The following is a 22945-nucleotide window of genomic DNA, read 5'->3' as shown; positions in this document are numbered from 1 at the left end:
GATCGAAGCTTTCAATGAGCGAGGCATCAGCTTCCGGATGCGGCCCGGTCTATGAACAATGCGCCCTTGGTGACGATCTGCTCGCCGGGCTTCAAATTGCCGACCACCTCGACGAGATCGCCATTGGTGAGGCCAGGCTTGACCTGACGCAGTTCAATCGTCTTGTCCGGATGCGCGACCCAGATCCGGACCTGATCGCCTTCATAGATCAACGCCTGCTTCGGCACGCCGACCGCCGGACGGTCACCTGCCGAATAGATCGTGACGTTCGCGAACATTTCAGGCTTCAGCGTACCGTTCTTGTTGTCGATCGTGGCGCGGACGAGCAGCCGCCGCGTCGCAGGGTCAATTGCGGTTGCGACGTAGTTGATCCGCGCCGAAAGCGAACGGCCCGGCAGCGCCAGCACGCTGAACGTCACCTCTTGCCCGACCGCGACGTTCGCGCAATCGCTTTCGCGGACGAAGGCAGTCATCCAGACGGTGGAGAGATCGCCGATCACATAGACGGGGTCGCTGGCGCCGGCGTTGACGTATTGCCCCGGGCCGATCTTGCGTTGGACCACGGTGCCCGCGATCGGTGCGAAGATGGCGATTTCGGGATTGATGCGGCCCTTCTCCTGGAAAGTCGCGATGTCCTCGTCGGTGAGGCCGAGAAGGCGCAATTTGTTGCGTGCCGCCTGCACCGCCGTTTCCGACGAGCGCATGTCGTTCTGCGCCTGGATCAGCGTCGCCTGGCTCTGCTGATAATCCTTCAGCGGAACGGCCTTGCCCTCGAACAGATCCTTGGCGCGCGCTCCCTGCAACTCCGCCAGATCAAGCGCGGACTTCGCCTTGTTCATCGCGCTCATCGCCGCAATGAAATCGTTTTGCGCCTGAACGTTGTCGGCGGCCTCGATCACGAACAATGGCTGGCCCTTGACGACGCTATCGCCTGGCTTGGCCAGCAACCTGGTGACGCGGCCCGCATAGGGCGAGAACACCGGTGTCGAGCGATCTTCGTCGATTGCGATCTTTCCTTCGGTGACGCGCTCGGCGCGGAAGTCGCGTTCAGTGACGGGCTGAATGGTCAGGCTGGCCCACTCGGCGGGGCTCGGCGTGTAGCGCTGCGAGCCCTTGCGGGACTGGCTCGAGATTTCCGAATGCCCGCGCTTTGGGCCGCCGAGATGGATGGCGCCATAAGCGGCCGCCCCAGCCACTGCCATCAGGGCAATGACCACGGCCACTTTTGAACTAACCAGCTGTAATTGCTTGCAAAGTCCGAAAAACATACGACGTGGGTTCCAGCGACAATTTGTCTCACCCAGCGCTATAGTGCCCAATTGGCGTCCCGCACAAGCCAAAAAACAAAATAGCCGTACCGGACGCGATGAGAATTTGGAGAGGCAGGCTCTGAGCGAGGGGACGTGCTATTCGCGTACGGGCCATTGCGGCGGGTGGCTGCCGAGTGGCATCGCCCGGCGCGCCCAGAACGCCGGCGTTTTCGACAACAGCGCCGAGTGCGTCACGTACCGCAACGGCCCGAAGCCGGAGCCCGCCTCCGCGATGAACGGCTTCACCGCTTCCCCCTTCAAATCCTCGATCGCAAGACCGTCGGTGACGCGGCCGAGATTCCACAGCCAGCGTCCGGTTTGCGCCAGCGAAACCTCGACGTGCCAACTACCGCCTTCGCGCGCCTGGCGCACTTTGGCCATCATGGCGCCGAACGCCATGAAGTAACCGGTGGCGTGGTCGAGCATCTGCGCCGGCAATTCCTTCGGTCCATCGACACCTGCGGCCTGCCCCTCGGCATGGTTGAATCCGGTCGCCGTCTGCACCAGCGAGTCGAAGCCGCGACGTTCCGCCCACGGCCCGGCATGACCATAGGCCGACAACGTGACGTAAATGATGCCTGGATTGATGCGCGCGGCATCCTCCGGCGAGAAGCCGAGGCCGGCGATCGCGCGCGGCCGATAGCCTTGCGAAAAGATATCCGCCTGCGCCAGCAGATCGCGCAGCACGCCGCGCCCGTGCTCGCTCTTGAGTTCGACGAAGCTCGATAGCTTGCCCCTCCCGGTGTCGATGACGAGCCAGGGGATCGCTGGCAAATCGGGCCCCGAGATCAGCAGCACGTCGGCGCCATGCGCGGCGAGCGTTCGCCCCGCAACGGGGCCGGCGATGACACGCGACAGATCAAGCACACGGATACCTGCGAGCGGCCGCTCGCCCTTGGGCCACGGCTTCGGCGGAGCCTCACCAATCTTCGTGATCGAGATCAGCGGCAATCCGGCGAGCGCCTCGGCCTGTGGTGTCGCCAACCATTCGTCATGCGAGCGCATGAAGGCAACGACGCCACCGCTCGTATCGGCCGCGGTCTCGAACGCCTCGCCGTCCCATTGCAACAGCGCGGCCTGCACCGCGTCACGCTCCGGCTTGCAGTTCAGCACCTTGCAGACGGCGTCGCGGTGATGGGGAAAATTGGTGTGCAGGCGCACGAAGCCGTCGCGGATCTTGTAGATGCCGGCGATGGCGTCCCAGGCCGGCGGCGGCGGCTTGCCGTCGACGCGCAGATAACGTTCGCTTCGGCATTCGACCACGGCATGGCGCATATCCACCGCGACGTCCTGCGCCTCGCCGCTGCGCATTTTCCAGATCTCGGCGGCTGCAAGCCCGGTTGCCGCGACGCTGACTTGCGCCGCCACGGCGACGCGAAAGGACGACGGCAATTGCGGTTCGTCGCCGGTCAGCGTGAGCGCGCCGAGCGCGGACGGATCGCCGCCAATGGAGGTCCAGATATCGGAGAGGATTTCTCTGGGACTTTGCATCCGTGTGTCTCTCCCCTACCCTTCAAGTTCTGCCCGCCAGCGTAGCCCGGATAGAGCGCGAGCGAAATCCGGGGACGGTTCTTCGGTTTGAGCTTTCGTCGTGACCACGGTCGCTACAATATGGTCAGATCAAACGAAGGAAGAACAAAATGGACTTGGGTTTGAAAGGCAGAAACGCCATCGTGCTCGGCGGCACGCGCGGCATCGGACGGGCGATTGCGGACACGCTGGCGGGCGAAGGTTCGGGCGTCGCTGTTTGCGCCCGCAATGCGAATCAGGTCGCGGCCACCGTTGCCGAGCTGAAAGGACTTGGCGTGCGCGCGACCGGCGAGCCGGTTGATGTCACCGACGCGGCCGCGCTGAAATCATGGGTATCGGACGCGGCCGCCGAGCTGGGCGGCATCGACATGCTGTTTTCCAATGCCGGCGCCATGGCACAAGGCGGCGACCCTGCCTCGTGGGAGCAGAATTTCCGGCTCGATGTGCTCGGCGCCGTCAACGCATTCGAGGCCGCGCGGCCGTTGCTCGAAGCGAGCGCACAGAAAACCGGCGATGCGGCCTTCATCATCATATCGTCGATCTCGGCGGCGCAGGCGGATAGCGCCAGCTCCTACGGCCCGATCAAGGCGGCGCTGATCCACATGGCCAAGGGACTGGCGCGGCAATACGCGGAGAAGAAAATCCGCGTCAACGTGGTGTCGCCGGGCACGGTCTATTTCAAGGGCGGCATCTGGAACATGGTCGAACAGAATATGCCGAAACGGTACCAGGATGCGCTGGCGCGTAACCCGACCGGCCGCATGGCGACGCCGCAGGAAATCGCCAACGCAGCGGTGTTCCTGGCGAGCCCCGCCTCCTCGTTCACCACGGGCTCGAACCTCGTCGTCGACGGCGCGATTTCGAACCGCGTGAATTTTTGAGGAAGTTGGGTGGGCAAAGGCGCGTCGCGCCGTGTCCACCATCTATCCCGCTCGTGAATGGTGGGCACGCTTGCGCTTTGCTCACCTTACGATTCTGCGCGTGCCCCGGAATGACGGACGGAGCGCCGTATTGCGGAGGCCTCAACATCTCGAGAACTGGCAAGGTTGTGAGAGCTCGTCTTACAACTCGCGAAGCAAACCAGTCAATTTGAATCGATAAGCTAACTGAACTTTACGAACTTGCCCTCACTGTGACGCCTGCTTCGATGACCCACTGGGTCCAATGACGGATGGCCACGATGATTGTCGACGAGCAAAGGACAAAGGTGCAGCGCGAACCGCGACGCGAGCTCCGCAAGCGGCCGACATGGATGACGATCGACGACGGGGTGACGAGGATTGAATGCTTTGTCCTGGACGTCTCACCGGGCGGCGCCAAGATCGTGACCGATGTCGCGTTCGACGTCAGGGATAGCTTTCAACTGGCGCTGGTGCACGACCATGCGACGCGCCAGTCGTGCGAGGTGGTCTGGCGCCGTGGCAAGACCTACGGCGTGAAATTCCTGTCTTGAGATAGCGGCGCTTTCGCCGCGGGGTCTCGTGGTTCTCCCGGCGATGCGAAGCATCGTCCGGAGACGGCGTTTTGCGCCTCCTCACCACCACGAGGAGGATAGAATTTCGCAGCCGCCTGTTAATCTTGCCCAACGCCAGCATAGAATCTCACCCTGAGCGCGGCATCTTTGCTGCGTCTCGGAATGCCATTCCGCCCCGCCCTACTCTCGTCGCCATTGGCTTCGATATGTGACTGTATTATTACAGTCAGATGTCAATTCAATTACGGCGGAGCGGCGAATGAGCTTGGAATGGCAGGCGCGGTCAGGTTCCCTGGCCTGGTCGAATCCCGTGTCCTGGTGGTGGGGCCTGCTGACGCTGGTGAGCGGCGTCAATATCGCCATCTGGTTCGCTCTGTATCGCGAGCTTCCCGTCCAGCCGACCGGCGCTGCCGGCGGCTCGGCCGGCATCGGGATGATGCTGCTGTTCTGCGCGGCCTATGTGTTCGGCTGCGCCTTCAGGTCGTTTCTGCCGCGCGCCGATGTGCAGCGGATCTGCCTGTTCGACACCTGGCTGTCGAGCGTCATGGTCGGACGTTCGGTGGCGACCGTGGCCGAGATCTGCTTTGTGGCGCAATGGGCGATTATCCTGCACCAGCTCGGCACGATGACCGGCGCGGAAACGACCGTAAATGTCGCGTGGGCGATCGTGCCGCTGATCCTGATCGCGGAATGCCTTTCATGGTATGCGGTGCTGACCAGGAATTATCTCGGCAACGCCATCGAAAATTCGCTGTGGGCGGTTGCCTTCTTCGCCGTCGGCGTCGGCCTTTGCCGCCTGCTCCCGGAATTCAATGGTGCGGTTCGCGTAGGCCTCGTCGTCGCCATCGCGGGCATTGTGGGCTTCCTGGCGTTTCTGATGACGATCGACGTCCCGATGTACCTAAAGCGCTGGCGGACCGGAGACGCCGATGGCGACAAGCGCCTGACGCCGCGCGAGGGCCTGCGCGACGTCAGCACGCGCTGGGTTGTGACGCACGACCTGGCCGAGTGGAAGGACGAGATTGCCTGGATGTCGCTTTATTTCAGCCTGGCCGTCTGGTCCAGCCTTGCGCTTTGCGTCTTCTATTCGCTCGAACATCGTTTGCCGCAGTACCGAACCGAAGCAGCGATCACGAGCGCAGCGGCGAGCACGACCGTCGTCGGCAGCACCCGGTGACACAACCGCCGCCGCGCTGAAACTTTACGCAGCATTGCCGCGGTAGCGCGGCTTTTCAGAAGGGCGTGTTTTGGACCGGTTTCAGATAGGTATCCATTTTCTGACACTGGCCGCGGCTTTCGTGCTGGCCGTTCCGATCGGTTGGGATCGTGAAAAGCGGGCGCGGAGCGCAGGCCTGCGCACTTTTCCGCTGGTCGCCCTGGCAAGCTGCGGCTTCGTGCAGGCCAGCGAACAGTGGATGGTGAATTCTCCCGATGGCATGTCGAAGGTGATCGAAGGCGTGATCACCGGCATCGGCTTCATCGGCGGCGGCGCGATCCTCAAGCAGGGCGCCACGGTGCAGGGCACGGCGACGGCGGCAAGTCTGTGGGCCACCGGCGCGATCGGCGTTTCCGTCGGCCTCGGCAGCTACGACGTCGCGGTGACGATCGCAGCGTTCACATTCCTGACACTGAGGCTGCTCACGCTGGTGAAGGAAGAGCGCGATCTCCAGATCGGCCCGGATGGCAGGGAGGAAGAGAAGAAGGATTGAGTGCCTCGCCCGGGTGGCCAAGGCTCGATTTTACGGAACTGGCCGCGGGGGGATCGCGCCGCAGGAGCAATCCGACGTCTACGATGCATAGCACTCACCGCACTGTGAGGGTGTTTCGTCGCCCGGGGACAGCGTGAAATATCCGCGCCTTTGGCGAAGCCATTTTCTCAACCGAGGAAAAAGTCTGGAAACAACATGATGTTAGGGTACCAATGATCAAACCTGGAGTTCGATCGTGTGGAACCTCATCAACATACTGTATCGGGAATATTGCCTGGCCCGGTTGGAGGAGATGCGCAGGGTTCACCTCTCGCACTGAATACCAGTGGCGCGAGCGATCCGTTGCAGCCAACATCTAAAGCGTGTGACTTGCGGTGAACCGGCATCGGGAGAATTTAATCGGGACCAAAATCGAGGGACGAGGATATGCAGCCATCGACAGACGATCTGCTGATACGCCAAATCAGTGCTCTGATATCGGCGACCGCTAATGCGGTGTCCAGCAACAGAGAACACGCTCCACTCGTGGAGGCAAGGCTGTATGAAAAGCTTGCTGCACATTGCGCAGAAAAGCAGAGACTTGCAGCGGCGTTTGCCAAAAACGGAGTCGGGGCGACGCGGAGCGGGTTGATCTACTGGTAAAGGAAGACGTGTCCAGGCGAAAGAGGCCGCAGGTTTCGGCTTCCGATCTCCGCGGAAGAGCGTCACGCCTGGGCAGCCTCTGATCCCCGCCGGCGACTTGCCGTCTCCCGCTGTACTGTCGCCGGCGCCGCCAGAGCTTGAAGAAACTCCACAGGCACCGGGAACACGATCGTCGAATTCTTTTCACCCGCGATATCCTGCAGCGTCGACAGGTAGCGCAATTGCATGGACTCCGGCCTCCTTGCGAGCATCTCGCCTGCTTCCACCAGTTTCTCGGCAGCCTGCTGCTCTGCTTCGGCACCTATGATTCGTGCGCGGCGGTACCGCTCGGCCTCGGCTTGACGAGCAATGGCACGAATCATGCTCTCGTTGATATCGACGTGCTTGATTTCGACATTCGCGACCTTGATACCCCACGCATCGGTTTGGCTGTCGAGAATTTCCTGAATATCGCGATTGAGCTTGTCCCGCTCTGCCAGCATTTCATCCAGCTCGTGCTTGCCGAGCACCGACCTGAGGGTCGTCTGCGCTAGCTGGCTGGTGGCCGCCATGAAGTTTTCCACCTGGATAACCGATTTGTCCGCATCTACCACGCGGAAGTAGATAACCGCATTGACCTTTACCGAAACGTTGTCGCGAGAAATCACGTCCTGGCTTGGAACGTCGAGCACGAGCGTACGAAGATCTACCCGAACATATTGCTGGACGATCGGCACCAATATGATGAGCCCGGGACCTTTCACGCCGGAAAAGCGCCCCAATGTGAAGACGACCGCACGCTCGTATTCCCGCATGATGTGAATCGCCGACAGGAACACCGCAATGATCACGGCTCCGATCACGATATACGGGAGGGTTTCTGTTACGAATGTTGGCATGGTTTCACTCCTCATGATTTCGGTGGGGCGTCGGGATCTGGCTCGACGAGCAGCTTCAGGTTTTGACGTTCGAGAACACGCACGCGGTCACCCCGGGTGAACTCGCTTTCCGATTTCGCCGCCCATCGTTCTCCTCCGACCAGGACCTCGCCTTTGCCGTCGGCCCACCACAGCACCTGCCCCGCGCTGCGAAGCAGAACCGCTTCGCCCGTGACCACGTCGCGCCGATGCGCCCGCCACACCGCCGCGAGTGCAATCACCAGGAATCCCGCGCTGGCAATGGTGGCCGTGGCGACCACCGCCCATGAGAGATGGAAGCCCGGCACATCGCCGCGAAACAGGAACAGCGAGCCGACGGCGAATGAGATGACGCCGCCAATTCCGAGCACGCCAAACGAGGGCAGAAACGCTTCTGCAATCATCATCGCGATGCCGAGCAGTAGCAGGCCGGCACCGACGTAACTGATCGGCAGGAGATTCAAGGCATAGAGGCCGACCAGGAGAGCGATTCCGCCGATCACCCCGGGGAAAACAGCGCCTGGACTGATGAACTCGAATAGAAGTCCGTAGAGCCCGATCAGCATGAGTATGTAAGCGATGTTCGGATTGGTAATCGTGGCCAGAATGCGGTTGCGCCAATTGGCCTCGATTGCCGTAAGGCTCAGGCTCCGGGTATGCAGCGCGACCTGTTGATCATTGATCGTTACGGTTCGGCCCTCGGCCTGGGACAACAGATCGGCTAAATCCTTCGCAACAATCTCGACGACACGCTGCGACTGGGCCTCGCTGACGGTTAGAGTGGCGGCTTCCCGGACGGCTTTCTCCGCCCAAGAAACATTTCGGCCCCGAAGCTCCGCCAGTCCCCTGATATAGGCCACCGCATCGTTGATCGCCTTCGCCTCGCCTGCATTGGTCGGCGACGAGGCTCCTTTCTTATCACCGTCTTTCTTGTCATCATCTTTCTTGTCATCGGTCCGCCAGCCGGAGCCACCGCCGAGCTGGACGGGCGTGGCTGCACCGAGATGCGTGCTCGGCGCCATTGCGGCGAGGTGGCTGGCATAAACGATATAGGTGCCGGCGCTGGCGGCTCGCGCACCGCTCGGGCTCACGTAGGAGACCACAGGAATGGGGGACTTGAGTATTTCTGCTACGATCTCGCGCATTGAGGGGTCGAGACCGCCAGGCGTATTCAGTCTCAGCACGATGAGCTTCGCCTGTCGCCGACGCGCCTCCTCAAATCCATCGCGGATATATTCAGAAGTCGCTGGCCCAATCGCTCCATCCACATCCAGCAGAATGGCGACGTTTGCCGGCTCGCTACTTTGTCCAAGTGCTGCTCCGGGGCTAAGTACGAGCAACGCTACGGTAATAAGCCTGTAAAGAAAGTGCACCATGGTAAGTCGCTCAAAAGCTTGCGCGACGAAACAGTCAGAACCAGGTGGCCATTCGCAGGTGAACCTGACTGTTACGGCTGGAGCGCAGGATCCGGTGCCGGGCGGGCGTGACATGTCTGAAGCCCTGATGCGCAAAGCGCGCTCCGCAAGTCATATGAAGCGAACGCACATCCGAAATCCCGGTTCCCCAAACATACGCCTCCGGGACGGATTTCATCCCGGTGAGCCGGCAACACCTGGATGATGCACGGCGATCACCGCCGCCCGAAGAGAGCGGCTCAATGAAAATCCCGGGACGGCGGCAGGATGCGGACGTCGCGGGGGTGACGGATTTTCTGCGCGGGCGCGTCAAGGTGATCGCGGCGGTCGTCGTTGAGCGGTTCGACCAGCGTGGGCCCTGCGGGCACCGGATGCTTGCGGCTTAACGCATCGTTGGCGAGGCCGATCAAATCGTGGGAGCGGTCGAACATCCGCTGCGCCACCAGATGCGTCACCTGCTCCGGGCTACTCTGGATGTAGCCCTCGACCATAATCAGGCGGGCGCCCATCACCTCCTTGCGGTACTGCTCCATCACCTTTGGCCACACCACGATGTTGGCGATGCCGGTCTCGTCCTCCAGCGTCATGAAGACGACGCCCTTGGCGCTGCCCGGCCGTTGCCGCACCAGCACCACGCCGGCGCAGCGGATACGGCGCTTGTCGTTCTTGTAATTGACATCCTTGCAGGCAACGACACGCTCTTTCGTGAACCGCTCGCGTAAAAATTCCATCGGGTGGCCTTTCAGTGACAGCCGGACCGTCTGGTAATCGGCGACCACCTGCTCCGGCAGCGGCATCTCGGGCAGCGGCTTGGCGTTCTCGTCGGGCTGCTCGCGGGCGATCGCGGCCTGAAACAGCGGCAGCGGCACGTCGTCAGGCAGCCGCCGCACCGCCCAGAGTGCTGCGCGGCGATCGAGACCGATCGAGCGGAAGGCATCGGCGTCGGCAAGCAGGATCAGCGCACGCTTCGGCAGGCCGGTGTCGCGGGCAAATTCCTCCAGCGAGGTAAAGGGCCGGCGTTGGCGGGCGGCGACGATGCGGTCGGCCCAGTCGATCTCGTCATTCCGGGGCACGCGAAGCGTGAACCCGGAATCTCGAGGTTCCGGGTCTGGTGCTAACGCACCATCCCGGAACGACGACTGCATTCGCTTCAGCCGCTCCTCGTCTTCATCGAGCCAGTGAAACCCGTCGATCTGGCGAAAACCCAAGCGCACTGCGCAGTATTTGCCCTGCCCCTCCTCCAGCGTGTTCTGCGCAAAACTGTAGGACACGTCGATCTCGCGGACCTCGACGCCGTTCTTGCGGGCGTCGCCGACGATCTGGGCGGGGGCGTAAAAGCCCATCGGCTGCGAATTGAGCAGGCCGCAGCAGAACGCATCCGGATGATAATGCTTCAGCCATGACGAGACATAGACGAGCTGCGCAAAACTTGCGGCGTGGCTTTCCGGAAAGCCGTAAGAGCCAAAACCCTTGATCTGGTCAAAACAGCTCTTGGCGAATTCCGGGTCGTAGCCGCGCGCGATCATGTTGTTGATCAGCTTGGTCTCGAATTTGCCGATGGTGCCGACGTTACGAAACGTCGCCATTGCGCGGCGCAAGCCGTTGGCTTCTTCGGGCGTGAATTTTGCGGCCTCGATCGCGATCCGCATCGCCTGTTCCTGGAACAGCGGCACACCGAGTGTCTTGTGCAGCACGCGGTACAATTCGTCCGAAGGGCCGTGCTCGGGCGCTGGCGAGGGATAGCTCACCTTTTCCTGGCCGTTCCGCCGCCGCAAGTAAGGATGCACCATGTCGCCCTGGATCGGGCCCGGCCGCACGATCGCGACTTCGATGACGAGATCGTAGAAGGTGCGCGGCTTCAGGCGCGGCAGCATGTTCATCTGGGCGCGGCTCTCGACCTGGAACACGCCGAGGGATTCGCCTCGCTGCAGCATTTGATAAACTTCGTCGTCGTCCTGCGACTTGATGTCGGCCAGCTCGTAACGCCGCCCCTTGTGGTCGGCGATCAGATCAAAGCTCTTGCGGATGCAGGTCAGCATGCCCAGCGCCAGCACGTCGACCTTCATCATGCTGAGCGCGTCGACGTCGTCCTTGTCCCATTCGATGAAGGTGCGGTCGTCCATCGCGGCGTTGCCGATCGGCACATAGGTGTCGAGCCGGTCTTGCGTCAGCACGTAGCCGCCGACATGCTGCGACAGATGGCGGGGGAATTCGATCAGCTCGGAAGCCAGCGCTACCGCGAGTTCGACCATTGCATTTTGGGGATCCAGCCCGGCCTGGCGGACCTGCATCTCGTTGAGGCCCTTGCCCCAGCTTCCCCACACGGTGTCGGCGAGCGCTGCGGTGACGTCCTCGGTCAGCCCCAGCGCCTTGCCGACGTCGCGGATGGCGCTGCGCGGGCGATAATGGATGACGGTCGCAATGATCGCGGCGCGGTGACGGCCGTAGCGGCGGTAGACATATTGCATCACCTCCTCGCGCCGCGAATGCTCGAAATCGACGTCGATGTCGGGCGGCTCCAGCCGCTCCTTGGAAATGAAACGCTCGAACAGTAGGTCGACCTTGGTCGGATCGACCGAGGTGATGCCGAGCACGTAGCAGACGGCGGAGTTGGCCGCCGATCCCCGGCCCTGGCACAGGATGTTCTGGCTACGCGCGTAGCGGACGATGTCGTGCACGGTGAGAAAATAATGCGCGTATTTCAGCTCGGCGATCAGATCGAGCTCTTTGCGCAACGTGGCGCGCAGCTTGTCGTCGATTACGCCACCGAAATATTTGTCGACACCGGCCCAGGTCAGGTCTTCGAGGTGCTGTTGCGCGGTCTTGCCCGGCGGCACCGGTTCGTCCGGATACTGGTATTTGAGCTGGTCGAGCGAAAACGAAATGCGTTTCGCAAAGTGCATGGTTTCCACAATCGCCTCGGGCAGATTGCGAAACAGCCGCGCCATTTCATGGACAGGCTTGAGATAGCGTTCGGCATTGGCCTCGAGCCGCCTGCCGATCGCGTCGATCGTGGTCTTTTCCCGGATACAGGTCAATACGTCCTGCAGCGGCCGACGGGCGGGATGGTGGTACAGCACCTCGTTGGTCGCCAGCAGCGGCACCTTTGCCGCGAGCGCCAAGCGATGCAGCCGCGCCAGCCGGCGCCTGTCGTCACCACGGTAAAGCAGGCTTGCGGCGAGCCACACGCCATCGGCATCAGAGTTCTTCAGGCGCTCCAGCGTTGCCTGCGCGCTCGCCACGTCAAAGCGATGTGGCAGCGCCAGCACCAGAAGCTGGCCCTCGGCGAAATCGAGGAGGTCGTCGAATTTCAGGTGGCATTCGCCCTTTTCGATCCGCATGATGTCGTCGCCGCGTTTGCTGCGGGTAAGTAACTGGCAGAGCCTGCCGTAAGCCGTGCGGTCGCGCGGATAGACCAGGATATCAGGCGTGCCGTCGATGAAGACCAGCCGCGCGCCGATCAGAAGCTTTGGCTTATGCGTGACGGCAGGGTTGTCGAGCTCGCTCCAGGCGCGCACCACGCCGGCCAGCGTGTTGTGGTCGGAGATGCCGATCACGGGAATACCAAGCTCGCTCGCCTGATGCACATAGGCGCGCGGGTCCGAGCCGCCGCGCAGGAACGAGAAATTGGTGGTGATGCCGATTTCGGCATAGTCGGGCACAGGGCTTTTCATGCGAACAATCCATGCACGAACCACCTGATAGAAGCGGGCTCGCCCTCCGCATCCGCCGATTCGCTTTCATAGAGCCCGTCGCGAAAAATCCAGAAACGAAGTCCCGCTTCATCCTCGATACGGAAATAATCCCGCGTCGGGCCGTCGCCGTTTTGTTTCCACCATTCCATCGCGATGCGTTCGGGCCCCTCCACCCGCACCACCGCGTGCGTGACGCGCCGCCAGGTGAATTGATGCGGCGGGCCGTCGGGCACGGTTGCGAACGGCACTTTTATCGGCTCCGGCTTCTCGAACAGGCGCAACGGGCGCAGCGGCGGCTCGCCCTCGATACGCTCGGGCCATGCCGCCTGCGCTGCGGCCGCCAGATGATGCTGCGCTGGCACGGACAGCACTGCACGTTCGGGGATGTGGGTATTTTCCGGCAGATGCACGACGACGCGTTTTCCGCCGATGCGCGCGGCGATGCGGTCGATCAGCGCGGACAGTTCGTCATTGTCATGGACATTGGCATCGAGATCGCGCTGCTGCTGCACCACGATCTCGGTGCGGCTGGCGGAGAGACGGATGAGATCGAAACCGAAACCGGGGTCGAGGGGATCGTTGAGCGCATCGAGCCGCTCGCGGAACAGGCGGTCGATCACTTCAGCTTTTGTCACCGGACGCCCGGTATCGACCGAGATCGTCCGCACCGCGCCGTCGGTGCGGAAGAAGCTCGCCTCCAGCCGCCGCGCGCCCTTGCCCTGCTTGTCCATCGCCGTAACAAGCATTTGAGCGAGCGCGGACAGGTTCATCGCGATCACGGTGTCGGTGGCGACCGGATCGGGAAAACGTTTCTCGACGATGTAATCCGGCGGCGGTTTGCGCGGGCTGATCGGCGCATCGCCCTGCCCCAGCGCCTGCTGCAACAGCGTCGTGAAGGGCGCACCGAACCGCGCCGTGATTTCGTGCGGCGCGCGCGAGGCGACGTCGCCGATGGTCTTCAACCCAGCGCGGCGCAGGCCGGCGGTGATGGCATCGCCGGCGCCGAGCGCAGATACCGGCAACGGACTGACGGCTTCGGCCTCCTCGCCCTCGGCAATGATCTTTCCGGAAGTCTGGCGCGTCAGCGTGCGGGCGCAGATCGAGGTGCTCGCGATCGCGGCGCTGACGGCAAAACCACGATGGCTCAGCGCGCTGCTGACGATCTGCAGCAGCGCGCGCTCGCCGCCGAACAGATGGGCGCAGCCGGTGATGTCGAGGAACAAGCCGTACGGCGGATCGAGCGCCACCAGCGGGGTGAAGCGATCGCACCAGTCGGCGATGTCTTCGAGCGTTTTGCGATCGGCGACTTCATCCGCGTCGAACACCGTCAGCTCGGGGCAGATCGCGCGCGCATTGGCGAGCGGCAGGCCGATCGAGAGACCGGCCTGGACGGCGGCCTCGTCGAGCGAGTGGATCAGGATGGCATTGTGCTGCTTGGCGACGACGACAGAGGGGTAGGTTTGCGTCATCTTGAGAGTGGGACTCGCGGCGATGCCTCCGCCCCAACCCTCCCCCGCAAGCGGGAGAGGGAGCGCACCGGTCGTGTCGCAGACAGTGTTGCACGAAACCGCTTGGCAATTTTCAGCTTGCGCGGCGCTGGCCGGCGAAAGCTTGCGCTTGATGCGGTCGATGGGCAGGCGTGGCAGCCAGAGGCTGAGGATACGCCGACGGTTCACTGAATAGGCACTCATCACAATTCCATTCCATGATCCAGCGGCCGACCGGGCCATGACGGTTACGAACGAGCTGCGCGTCGAACACCGGCGCGCCCCACGCGCTCCACGGAGCTGACGGCGGCGAATGCGCCGCGCGCACGATCCATCTTGTCTCCGCGGTCGAGGGGCGCGGCTCTGCCGCCACCCGCAGCAGCAATGCGGTGACGCCGGAGGCTGCTGCGGCCAGCGTGAGCTTGCGGCTGGCAACAAGATCGAGCTGACGCGCCTGCCCCCAGACTTCCAGCACGACGGCGCCAAGCGCGTCGCAGGCCAGCGCGTCGGCGGCGGTCCGCAGCGCAGCGTCGGTGTCGGTCGCGCGCACGGTGACGAGCAATCGCGGATCGAGCCCGAGTTCGGCGAGCCCGCTCATCGACAGCGCGCCCGATTCAATTTCCGAAAAATCCTGCCGTACCCAGACCAGCGGCTGGCGCGGCGACACCCTTCCCGCCAGCCCTGCGATGAAGCCGGTTGCGGTCGCGCTCTGGTGTCCCTCGGCGAACACTTCATGCACCGTTGCGAGCGCAAGCCCGCCGTGCAGCACAGCATCCGCCGCCTTATGGCCAAGCGTAATCTTGTTGAGGTCATGCGCATCGCCATGTGCCTCCAGGCGCTCGATGCTTCCGCGCAAACTCGCAAGCGTGCTTGTGCGTGCGGTGCTCATCCGCCGTTCCTTCAGAAAATTGGCCTTTGCCGCTTTTTCCCTAAGTGAACGCGCGGCTGGCTCATTTGTTCATGATATGTTCTAATAAAGCTAACAGCGCCGGCAGAGTCAATCGAGATCGACGCTTTGGCGATTCATGAGCGGAATCAAAGGGATTCGCGGGCCCCTCCAGACGGCGGCAAAGCCGTTGCGCGGGGATGCGGACGGAGAGTGTGGAGTAAGCACATGCACCACATCATCCTAGATAGCCAAACTGATTTCGATGGCTGGCGTAAAGCAGCCCGCGCGCTGGCGCTGAATGACGTGAAACCGTCCAACGTGAGCTGGCGCGTGGCTGATGATGCGCCCGAACTGCTCGCGCCGACCGCGCCGCCGCTCGAGCCGCCACAGGGCACCTTCAACGTACCGGCCAGATTCGTCGAAATGGCGGAGATTGCGATCCTGCACCGCAACCCCGAGCGCTTCGCCCTGCTCTATCGCCTGCTATGGCGGTTGCGAACGCATCACGATCTGCTTGAACTCGCGACCGATCCGGACGTGGCCGAGATCACAGCGATGGCCAAGGCCGTACGCCGCGACGAGCACAGGATGCATGTCCTTGTCCGCTTCCGCGAAATAGGCCGCGAGCAGAAATCGCACTTCGTCGCCTGGTTCGAGCCGGAGCACCACATCGTCGAACTGGCCGCCCCGTTCTTCGCGCGCCGTTTTGCCGACATGCCCTGGTCGATCCTGACGCCTGATCTCTGCGCGCATTGGGACGGCTATGTCGTCTCGTTCACGCCGGGCGTCAGAGGCGAAGCCCCCAGCGCGGACCGGCTGGAGGAAACCTGGTGGCGCTATTACGTCAGCATTTTCAATCCCGCCCGGCTGAAAGTGCAGACCATGCAAAAGGAGATGTCCCGGAATTACTGGCGGAACCTGCCGGAGGCTTCATCGATTAACCCCCTGGCAAGCGACGACAAGGCAAGCGATATGCCCCGCAAACACGCCGATGATCTCGAGACGCTGCGCGAAGAAGCCGCCGATTGCCGCGCCTGTCATCTTTACAAGAATGCCACCCAGACCGTGTTCGGCGAAGGCCGGCAAACCGCGCGGATCATGCTGGTCGGCGAGCAGCCTGGCGACAAGGAAGACCTCGCCGGAAAGCCATTCGTCGGGCCCGCGGGGCAAATGCTCGACCGCGCGCTGGAAGAAGCCGGCATCGACCGCCGCACGGTCTACGTCACCAATGCGGTGAAGCATTTCAAGTTCGTGCCGCGCGGAAAAATCCGCCTTCACCAGAAGCCGAACACCCCGGAGATCAAGGCCTGCCGGCAGTGGTACGAGCGCGAGCTGGCCGCGATCAAACCCGACCTGGTGGTGGCAATGGGCGCAACCGCAGCGCAAAGCGTGTTCGGGAAGATTACGCCGATCAACAAGAACCGCGGCCGCGCGATCGATCTCGACGACGGCACCAGGGCGCTGGTGACGGTGCACCCGTCCTATCTGCTGCGATTGCCGGACGCCGACGCCAAGGCGCGCGAATACCGGCGCTTCGTCCAGGACCTCAAAATCGCCGCCGACGTGCTGCGAAAATCGGCACATGCAGCCTGAATTCCGCCAATCCGATAGTCGCAATTTCTGTTGAAATATAACGGGAAAAATTGACAATCCCGCTTGCAACTATTAATTGATAGAAGACACAATCACATTCTCAAGGGAATGTGGCAAGGGAATGTGGGACGTCTGCTCACGCTATGATGCTCCCACATGGTCGACGCGCTGCGCGGTTCCCTACCTCCAGCCCCGGCGCCGTGCAGCGCGCGACCCTCTTGCCATAGCGTTTTCTAGCGAAAGCCTGCTCCGGACTTGATCCGGGGTGGACACCGGTTCGCGTCAAGAAAACGCGTCAAACAAGAATCTGGAGCCCGGTTCCGATTCAATCAGAACCGAAAAGGTTCTAGCCTCTCGCCACGGCCTCCAGTTCAGCAATATCGAACTTGACCATCTTCAGCATGGCCTCGGCAACGCGCTTGGCTTTCGCGGGATCGGCATCATTCATCAATTCGCCGAGCCGTTTGGGCGCGATCTGCCAGGACAAGCCCCAGCGGTCCTGCAACCAGCCGCATTGCTCGATCTTGCCGCCCTCTCTCAGAGCGTCCCACAAGCGGTCGATCTCGGCCTGCGTGTCGCATTCGACCATGATCGAAAAACTGTGGTTGAACGGGTCGAGGGGCCCCGCCTCGATCGCCATGTAGCGCTGGTCGCCGAGGGTAAAGGCCGCAATCTTGACGCTGCCGGGCGGGCCGCTCGGGCTCTCGGCAGGCAGCGACGAGACCCACTGGACTGACGAGCCGAGGATCAGCGAGGTGTAGAAGCCGATCGCGGCCTCCATGTCCTTTTCGAACCAGAGATGCTGTGTGACCTTCATCGACGCTGCCTTTCTCTATTAGTTACTGGCCGGCGCGCTACCGCTCCTGTGACAAGGACGGATGGAATAGGCGGCGTTCCGACACGGGCGATTAAAAATATCGTGGAATTTCCTTGAACCACCTGTGGCCCGGACAGCGCGCATCCCTGGCCGTACGCGGCCGGGATTGCCCGACTGTCATTAACGGTCGCAATCTCCTGCTGGCATGGTGCCGGCCGCGATCTGCTATCGGCGAGCCTCTACATCTTGTTCTCGAACCTGACGCCCATCGATGCGGTCGGCACGCTGCCGTGCCAAGCCCCGACGGATAGCGGGAGACCGGAACCAAACTGCGGCCTTCTACTTTCAGCAAAGTGACGGATGATACGGCAAGCACACCGACATTCACACATCACGCGAACCCAACAGCTCTGCAGCCGGAGCCCGCCATGACCAAAAAGCCCCCGAACGGCACTAAGCTGATCCATGACCCGATTCGGGAGGAAATGCTGGACAGCTTCGATGAGGAACTGGAACTTGAGATCGACGACGATCGCCTCGATGCGCTGACCAATGAATTTGCCGATCATACGGCAGAAGAGACGATCGATCGTCGCGTATATTTCAAGGAACTATTCCGTCTGCAGGGTGAATTGGTAAAATTGCAGACTTGGGTGCAGCACCACCAGCTCAAGGTGGTGGTGATTTTCGAGGGGCGCGACTCCGCCGGCAAGGGCGGCGTCATCAAGCGCATCACCCAGAGGCTCAATCCGCGGATCTGCCGCGTCGCGGCGCTGCCGGCGCCGAATGAGCGTGAGCGTACTCAATGGTACTTCCAGCGTTACGTTTCGCACTTGCCTGCCGGCGGCGAAATCGTGCTGTTCGACCGCAGCTGGTACAACCGCGCCGGCGTCGAGCGGGTGATGGGCTTCTGCACTGAAGACGAAGTCGAGGAATTCTTCCGGTCGGTGCCGGAATTCGAGCGCATGCTCGTGCGCTCCGGAATCACCCTCATCAAGTACTGGTTTTCCATCACTGACGAAGAGCAGCATTTGCGCTTCATGATGCGGATCCACGATCCGCTCAAGCAGTGGAAGCTCAGCCCGATGGATGTGGAATCGCGCCGCCGTTGGGAGCTATATACCAAGGCCAAGGAAGCGATGCTGGAGCGTACCCACATTCCGGAAGCTCCCTGGTGGCTGGTCGAAGCCGACGACAAGAAGAAGGCACGGCTGAACTGCATCGCGCATCTGCTCGAACAAATTCCCTACCATGAAATCAAGCTAGAAACGGTGGCACTGCCGCCGCGGGTTCGCCATCCGGAATATAGCCGCGGGCCGATTCCACGCGAAATGTACGTACCGGAGCGCTATTGAGCGCCGCGTGACCACCGTCCTCATACTGAAGGCGGAGAGCCCTCCCCGCACTTCAAGTTGCGGCTGAGCGGCAACTAATGAAGGCCTGTATTGGAGATACAGGCCTTCATTGATGCTCTCTCGCACTTCATGTGCGATCGAAGTTGAAGTGGCGTCGCGCGCGTTACGACGCCGCCAGCTTGTTCTCGACCAGCTTGATCCAGTACGAGGTGCCGTACACGATCGCCTCGTCGTTGAAATCGTAGGCGGGGTGATGAAGCCCCGCGCTGTCGCCGTTGCCGCAGAAGATGAACGCGCCCGGCCGCGCCTCCAGCATGTAGGAAAAATCTTCCGCGCCCATCAGCGGCGGCATCTCGTGGACGTTCTGGGCACCGGCCACCTCCTTGGCCACTTGCGTGGCGAACTCGGTCTGCTCGGCGTGGTTCTTGGTCACGGGATAGCCGTGCTCATAGACGAGGTCGATCTTTGCCCCGGTCATCCTGGCTACGCCTTCACACACCTCGCGCACCCGCTTCTCAACGATCTCGCGGACTTCCGGCGTTAGCGTCCGCACGGTGCCCCGGAGTTCCGCGGTGTGCGGGATCACGTTGCGGGCCTTGCCGGCGTGGAACTCGCAGATCGAGATCACCGCCGACTCCAGCGGATCAATGGTCCGCGAGACGATCGACTGCAGTGCGGTAATCAGCTGTGAGCCGACGAAGACGGAATCGATGCATTTGTTGGGACGCGCGGCGTGCCCGCCGAGCCCCTCGATCTTGATGTCGACCGAGTCGGTTGCCGCCATCACCGGGCCGGAGCGGATCGCGAACGAGCCGACCGGAATGCCCGGACCGTTATGCATGCCGTAGACCTGCTCGATGCCGAACCGGTCCATCAGGCCGTCCTGGATCATGGCGGCGGCGCCCGCGCCACCCTCCTCGGCCGGCTGGAAAATCACGACCGCATCGCCGGCGAAATTCCTGGTTTCGGCGAGGTACCGCGCTGCACCCAAAAGCATCGCGGTGTGGCCGTCATGGCCGCAAGCGTGCATCAGGCCCGGCGTCCTAGAGGCATGAGGAAGGTTGGTCGCCTCCTCGATCGGCAGCGCGTCCATGTCGGCGCGAAGCCCGATCACCTTGATCTCGCCCTTGCCAGGCTGCTTGCCCTTGATGACGCCAACAACACCGGTACGGCCAAGGCCGGTGGCGACCTCGTCGCAGCCGAATTCGCGCAGCCGATCGGCCACGAATGCTGCAGTGCGGTGCACGTCGTACAGCAACTCGGGATTTTGATGGATAACGCGGCGCCAGGCCTGGATATCGGGTTGCAGATCGGCGACGCGGTTGACGATGGGCATGGGAATTCTCGAACCTCACGTTGGAACGTTAGACCTCTGTAGCATGCAAGCGGCGGTCCACCCAACAGAGCCTGGAGACGCCGCCCATTCCCAGGCGTCATGGCCGGGACTTGTCCAAGCCATCCACGTCTGACTATTAGGCACAAGGGGCGCGTGATGGGCGGAAACTGAGCATGCCGAAAAGGCTTGAAGGCGATTTCGATTATATCGTGGTGGGCGCGGGCACCGCCGGCTGCATCATGGCCAACCGGCTGTCGGCCGATCCCAAAAACCGCGTGCTGATCCTCGAGGCCGGCGGCAACGACAACTGGATCTGGTTTCACATCCCGGTCGGCTACCTCTTTGCGATCGGCAATCCCCGCTCGGACTGGATGTTTCGGACCGAGCCGGAGCCCGGGCTCAATGGGCGGTCGCTCGCCTATCCGCGCGGCAAGGTGATCGGCGGCTGCTCCGCCATCAACGCGATGATCTCGATGCGGGGCCAATCCGCCGATTACGATCACTGGCGCCAGCTCGGCCTCACCGGCTGGGGCTATGACGACGTAAAGCCGCTGTTCAAGCGGCTGGAGGATCATTTCCTTGGTGAAAGCGAACATCATGGCATTGGGGGCGGCTGGCGCATCGAGGCGCCGCGGTTGTCGTGGGAGGTTCTCGACGCGGTCGGCGACGCCGCCGAGGAAATGGGCATCAAGCGCATTGCGGATTTCAACACCGGTGACAACGAAGGCGTCAGCTATTTCCACGTCAACCAGAAGCGCGGCCGGCGCTGGTCGTCCGCGCGCGGTTTTCTCAAGCCGGTGCTCAACCGCGCCAATCTGCGGCTGGAAAAGCACGTGCTGGTCGACCGGCTCATCATCGAGAACGGCCGCGCCGTCGGCGTGCGCTTCGTCCAGCGCAATGAGGTGATCGAGGCCCGCACCAAAGGCGAGGTCGTGTTGTGCGCTGGATCGATCGGCTCGACACAGGTGCTGCACCGCTCCGGCATTGGACCGGCCGACTGGCTATCACCGCTCGGCATCGATGTTGTGCTCGACAGACCGGGTGTGGGGCGCAATCTGCAGGACCATCTGCAGCAACGCGCGATCTACAAGGTCGAGGGCGTCCGCACGCTGAACGAGACCTACTGGTCGCTGGTCCGGCGCGGGATGATGGGGCTCGACTATGCCTTCCGCCGCCGCGGGCCGCTGACGATGGCGCCCTCGCAGCTCGGCATCTTCACGCGCTCAGATCCGCGCCGCGCCCGCGCCAACATCCAGTTCCACGTGCAGCCGCTGTCGCTCGACAAGTTCGGCGATCCCCTGCACCGCTTCCCCGCCATCACCGTGAGCGCCTGCAATCTGCAGCCGACCTCGCGCGGCACCGTACGCATCCGCTCTGCAAAACCTGACGAAGCGCCGTCGATCGCGCCGAACTATCTCTCGACCGACGACGACCGTCAGGTCGCGGCCGATGCTATCCGCACCACGCGCCGGCTGATGAAGCAGAAAAGGCTGGAGCGATATCGGCCGCAGGAGTACCTGCCCGGCCCGACTGTCGGCGACGACGATGCATCGCTGGCAAAGGCTGCCGGCGATATCGGCACCACGATCTTCCATCCCGTCGGCACCGCGAAGATGGGCACAGCTAACGATCCGATGGCCGTGGTCGACGAGCGGTTGCGGTTCTTTGGGCTCGCCGCCTTGCGCATCGCCGATGCGTCGGTAATGCCGACGATCACGTCGGGCAACACCAACACGCCGACGGCGATGATCGCGGAGAAGGGTGCGACGTTGATCCTGGAGGATGGGCGCAAATAGCTGCGTAACGAAGCAGCGCAGATGGCCCAACGCATCATCCAGGCTGCACGCTCACGCTACTGCGCCCTCCGCTGATTCCTCGGCGTGACGGACCTCTGCCGCATTCGCGGTGCGGGCGCGGCCTCGTTGTAATAGGCATTGGATTGATCGAACGACCGGTATGCCGACCGGCCGCGGAGCACATCAGCATTGGGATAAAAGAAAGAGTAGGCGCCGGGCTCCTGGATCGCGGGTTGCGCGAACACCGGCGTTGCGATCGCGGTCATCAGAAACGCGGCGGCGAGTGTTGGGATAGACTTGGTCATTGGTGATATCCTCTTTTGTCGTGAAATCACTCCATCCAATTGGGTATCGCAGCGCAGAAGCGGATAGCCATGCGACGGCTCTCACCGCGATTTGAAAAGCCGTGCTTGAAAGCGCGCGATGGCGTGAACGCGCGGAATATGCTCGCCAACAAGTCAGCAGAATATTTGCCTACAAATGAAACGGTCGGCCGGCCTGCCCACGCTGAATATCGCGCAGACGTGCGGCGGCGGCAGGATGAGGCGGAGATGTGCCGCTTCCGGTTGCAAGATCCGCAAAACTGACACAGATTCCGACTATTGCCGGAGAATAACGGTGAACGCGAGAATCGGAGGGCACGTCCATGATCAAGGTAAGCGTGATGTATCCCAATACGCCCGGCGGGCGCTTCGATCACGACTACTACCGCGACAAGCACATGCCGCTCGTGAAGGCGCGCATGGGCGACGCCTGCAAGTCCTACACGGTCGATAAGGGCCTGGCCGGCGGCGCGCCCGGCGCTCCCGCCACCTATGTCGGCATGTGCCACATCTTCTGCGACTCGATCGAGGCGTTCCAGACCGGCTTCGGGCCGCATGCCAAGGAGATCATGGCAGACATCCCGAACTATACCGACCAGTCTCCGGTGATCCAGATCAGCGAAGTCGTCGTAGGCTGATGGCGCCGGCTCGCAATGATGTAGGGTGGGGAAAGCGAAG

The 22945-nt window shown here is 62.3% G+C and carries 19 protein-coding genes; 9 read left to right on the top strand and 10 right to left on the bottom strand.

Features of this window, described 5'->3' with window-relative positions; translation table 11 throughout:
• Positions 1 to 26: 26 nt before the first annotated feature.
• Together KJQ96_RS02575 and KJQ96_RS02570 are read right to left on the bottom strand one after the other, a co-directional pair.
• Positions 27 to 1268: an efflux RND transporter periplasmic adaptor subunit gene (locus KJQ96_RS02575; protein ID WP_213285150.1), complete on the bottom strand. Its 1242-nt coding sequence runs from the start codon at positions 1266 to 1268 to the stop codon at positions 27 to 29.
• Between the two features lie 138 nt (positions 1269 to 1406).
• Positions 1407 to 2801, bottom strand: coding sequence for a CoA transferase (locus KJQ96_RS02570; protein WP_213285149.1), 1395 nt, complete (start codon positions 2799 to 2801; stop codon positions 1407 to 1409).
• Between the two features lie 149 nt (positions 2802 to 2950).
• Between KJQ96_RS02570 and KJQ96_RS02565 the strand changes: the two genes are divergently transcribed.
• From KJQ96_RS02565 to KJQ96_RS02550, 4 genes are all read left to right on the top strand, one after another.
• Complete coding sequence (locus KJQ96_RS02565) at positions 2951 to 3721, top strand: SDR family NAD(P)-dependent oxidoreductase (RefSeq protein ID WP_213285148.1); 771 nt, start codon at positions 2951 to 2953, stop codon at positions 3719 to 3721.
• A 299-nt stretch (positions 3722 to 4020) separates the two neighbouring features.
• Positions 4021 to 4293: a PilZ domain-containing protein gene (locus KJQ96_RS02560; RefSeq protein ID WP_213285147.1), complete on the top strand. Its 273-nt coding sequence runs from the start codon at positions 4021 to 4023 to the stop codon at positions 4291 to 4293.
• Between the two features lie 280 nt (positions 4294 to 4573).
• Positions 4574 to 5491 carry a hypothetical protein gene (locus tag KJQ96_RS02555; RefSeq protein WP_213285146.1) on the top strand — a complete coding sequence of 306 codons (918 nt, stop codon included), beginning with the start codon at positions 4574 to 4576 and terminating at the stop codon, positions 5489 to 5491.
• 70 nt (positions 5492 to 5561) lie between these two features.
• Positions 5562 to 6023 (top strand): MgtC/SapB family protein, encoded by a 462-nt coding sequence (locus KJQ96_RS02550; protein WP_213285145.1) that lies wholly within the window; start codon positions 5562 to 5564, stop codon positions 6021 to 6023.
• Between the two features lie 704 nt (positions 6024 to 6727).
• Here KJQ96_RS02550 and KJQ96_RS02545 read toward each other — a convergent pair.
• The 5 genes from KJQ96_RS02545 to KJQ96_RS02525 all read right to left on the bottom strand — a co-directional run bounded on the left by KJQ96_RS02545 (position 6728) and on the right by KJQ96_RS02525 (position 15047).
• A complete protein-coding gene (locus KJQ96_RS02545; RefSeq protein WP_213285144.1) occupies positions 6728 to 7543 on the bottom strand; it encodes a slipin family protein in 816 nt (271 codons plus the stop codon).
• Positions 7544 to 7554: 11 nt separating this feature from the next.
• Positions 7555 to 8937 carry a nodulation protein NfeD gene (locus KJQ96_RS02540; RefSeq protein WP_213285143.1) on the bottom strand — a complete coding sequence of 461 codons (1383 nt, stop codon included), beginning with the start codon at positions 8935 to 8937 and terminating at the stop codon, positions 7555 to 7557.
• A gap of 278 nt (positions 8938 to 9215) precedes the next feature.
• Positions 9216 to 12650, bottom strand: coding sequence for an error-prone DNA polymerase (locus KJQ96_RS02535; RefSeq protein ID WP_213285142.1), 3435 nt, complete (start codon positions 12648 to 12650; stop codon positions 9216 to 9218).
• On the bottom strand, positions 12647 to 14362 hold the full coding sequence (locus tag KJQ96_RS02530; protein WP_375293131.1) for a DNA polymerase Y family protein: 1716 nt from the start codon (positions 14360 to 14362) through the stop codon (positions 12647 to 12649). Before KJQ96_RS02530 ends, KJQ96_RS02535 begins: the two co-directional genes overlap by 4 nt.
• The gene (locus tag KJQ96_RS02525; RefSeq protein ID WP_213285140.1) at positions 14253 to 15047 is read right to left on the bottom strand and encodes an ImuA family protein; all 795 of its coding nucleotides are present in this window, start codon (positions 15045 to 15047) and stop codon (positions 14253 to 14255) included. Before KJQ96_RS02525 ends, KJQ96_RS02530 begins: the two co-directional genes overlap by 110 nt.
• A 225-nt stretch (positions 15048 to 15272) precedes the next feature.
• On the opposite strand from KJQ96_RS02525, the gene KJQ96_RS02520 reads away from it, so the two are divergent.
• The gene (locus KJQ96_RS02520; RefSeq protein WP_213285139.1) at positions 15273 to 16640 is read left to right on the top strand and encodes a UdgX family uracil-DNA binding protein; all 1368 of its coding nucleotides are present in this window, start codon (positions 15273 to 15275) and stop codon (positions 16638 to 16640) included.
• Between the two features lie 346 nt (positions 16641 to 16986).
• Here KJQ96_RS02520 and KJQ96_RS02515 read toward each other — a convergent pair whose 3' ends face one another.
• On the bottom strand, positions 16987 to 17457 hold the full coding sequence (locus KJQ96_RS02515; protein ID WP_213285138.1) for a VOC family protein: 471 nt from the start codon (positions 17455 to 17457) through the stop codon (positions 16987 to 16989).
• 428 nt (positions 17458 to 17885) lie between these two features.
• Between KJQ96_RS02515 and ppk2 the strand changes: the two genes are divergently transcribed.
• Positions 17886 to 18812, top strand: a complete 927-nt coding sequence (gene ppk2 / locus KJQ96_RS02510) for a polyphosphate kinase 2 (protein WP_213285137.1) — start codon at positions 17886 to 17888, stop codon at positions 18810 to 18812.
• Positions 18813 to 18975: 163 nt separating this feature from the next.
• Here ppk2 and KJQ96_RS02505 read toward each other — a convergent pair whose 3' ends face one another.
• Positions 18976 to 20148 (bottom strand): M20 aminoacylase family protein, encoded by a 1173-nt coding sequence (locus KJQ96_RS02505; RefSeq protein WP_213285136.1) that lies wholly within the window; start codon positions 20146 to 20148, stop codon positions 18976 to 18978.
• A 173-nt stretch (positions 20149 to 20321) separates the two neighbouring features.
• On the opposite strand from KJQ96_RS02505, the gene KJQ96_RS02500 reads away from it, so the two are divergent.
• Complete coding sequence (locus KJQ96_RS02500) at positions 20322 to 21944, top strand: GMC family oxidoreductase (RefSeq protein ID WP_213285135.1); 1623 nt, start codon at positions 20322 to 20324, stop codon at positions 21942 to 21944.
• A gap of 56 nt (positions 21945 to 22000) precedes the next feature.
• On the opposite strand, the gene KJQ96_RS02495 is transcribed toward KJQ96_RS02500, so the two are convergent.
• Complete coding sequence (locus KJQ96_RS02495) at positions 22001 to 22249, bottom strand: hypothetical protein (protein ID WP_213285134.1); 249 nt, start codon at positions 22247 to 22249, stop codon at positions 22001 to 22003.
• 105 nt (positions 22250 to 22354) lie between these two features.
• Between KJQ96_RS02495 and KJQ96_RS02490 the strand changes: the two genes are divergently transcribed.
• Together KJQ96_RS02490 and KJQ96_RS02485 are read left to right on the top strand one after the other, a co-directional pair.
• Complete coding sequence (locus tag KJQ96_RS02490; RefSeq protein ID WP_213285133.1) at positions 22355 to 22531, top strand: hypothetical protein; 177 nt, start codon at positions 22355 to 22357, stop codon at positions 22529 to 22531.
• 59 nt (positions 22532 to 22590) lie between these two features.
• On the top strand, positions 22591 to 22905 hold the full coding sequence (locus tag KJQ96_RS02485) for an EthD family reductase (protein WP_057848059.1): 315 nt from the start codon (positions 22591 to 22593) through the stop codon (positions 22903 to 22905).
• Positions 22906 to 22945: the final 40 nt, after the last annotated feature.

This window comes from Bradyrhizobium sp. sGM-13 (assembly GCF_018398875.1).
Taxonomy (GTDB): Bacteria; Pseudomonadota; Alphaproteobacteria; order Rhizobiales; family Xanthobacteraceae; genus Bradyrhizobium.
Note: the sequence above shows the minus strand (reverse complement) of the source record. Positions and strands in the feature narration are given on the sequence as shown.

Coding starts and splice junctions, on each gene's coding strand:
- KJQ96_RS02575 (WP_213285150.1), bottom strand. CDS start 1,268: ATGTTTTTCGGACTTTGCAAGCAATTACAGCTGGTTAGTTCAAAAGTG.
- KJQ96_RS02570 (WP_213285149.1), bottom strand. CDS start 2,801: ATGCAAAGTCCCAGAGAAATCCTCTCCGATATCTGGACCTCCATTGGC.
- KJQ96_RS02565 (WP_213285148.1), top strand. CDS start 2,951: ATGGACTTGGGTTTGAAAGGCAGAAACGCCATCGTGCTCGGCGGCACG.
- KJQ96_RS02560 (WP_213285147.1), top strand. CDS start 4,021: ATGATTGTCGACGAGCAAAGGACAAAGGTGCAGCGCGAACCGCGACGC.
- KJQ96_RS02555 (WP_213285146.1), top strand. CDS start 4,574: ATGAGCTTGGAATGGCAGGCGCGGTCAGGTTCCCTGGCCTGGTCGAAT.
- KJQ96_RS02545 (WP_213285144.1), bottom strand. CDS start 7,543: ATGCCAACATTCGTAACAGAAACCCTCCCGTATATCGTGATCGGAGCC.
- KJQ96_RS02540 (WP_213285143.1), bottom strand. CDS start 8,937: ATGGTGCACTTTCTTTACAGGCTTATTACCGTAGCGTTGCTCGTACTT.
- KJQ96_RS02535 (WP_213285142.1), bottom strand. CDS start 12,650: ATGAAAAGCCCTGTGCCCGACTATGCCGAAATCGGCATCACCACCAAT.
- KJQ96_RS02530 (WP_375293131.1), bottom strand. CDS start 14,362: ATGAGTGCCTATTCAGTGAACCGTCGGCGTATCCTCAGCCTCTGGCTG.
- KJQ96_RS02525 (WP_213285140.1), bottom strand. CDS start 15,047: ATGAGCACCGCACGCACAAGCACGCTTGCGAGTTTGCGCGGAAGCATC.
- KJQ96_RS02520 (WP_213285139.1), top strand. CDS start 15,273: ATGCACCACATCATCCTAGATAGCCAAACTGATTTCGATGGCTGGCGT.
- KJQ96_RS02515 (WP_213285138.1), bottom strand. CDS start 17,457: ATGAAGGTCACACAGCATCTCTGGTTCGAAAAGGACATGGAGGCCGCG.
- ppk2 (WP_213285137.1), top strand. CDS start 17,886: ATGACCAAAAAGCCCCCGAACGGCACTAAGCTGATCCATGACCCGATT.
- KJQ96_RS02505 (WP_213285136.1), bottom strand. CDS start 20,148: ATGCCCATCGTCAACCGCGTCGCCGATCTGCAACCCGATATCCAGGCC.
- KJQ96_RS02500 (WP_213285135.1), top strand. CDS start 20,322: ATGCCGAAAAGGCTTGAAGGCGATTTCGATTATATCGTGGTGGGCGCG.
- KJQ96_RS02495 (WP_213285134.1), bottom strand. CDS start 22,249: ATGACCAAGTCTATCCCAACACTCGCCGCCGCGTTTCTGATGACCGCG.
- KJQ96_RS02485 (WP_057848059.1), top strand. CDS start 22,591: ATGATCAAGGTAAGCGTGATGTATCCCAATACGCCCGGCGGGCGCTTC.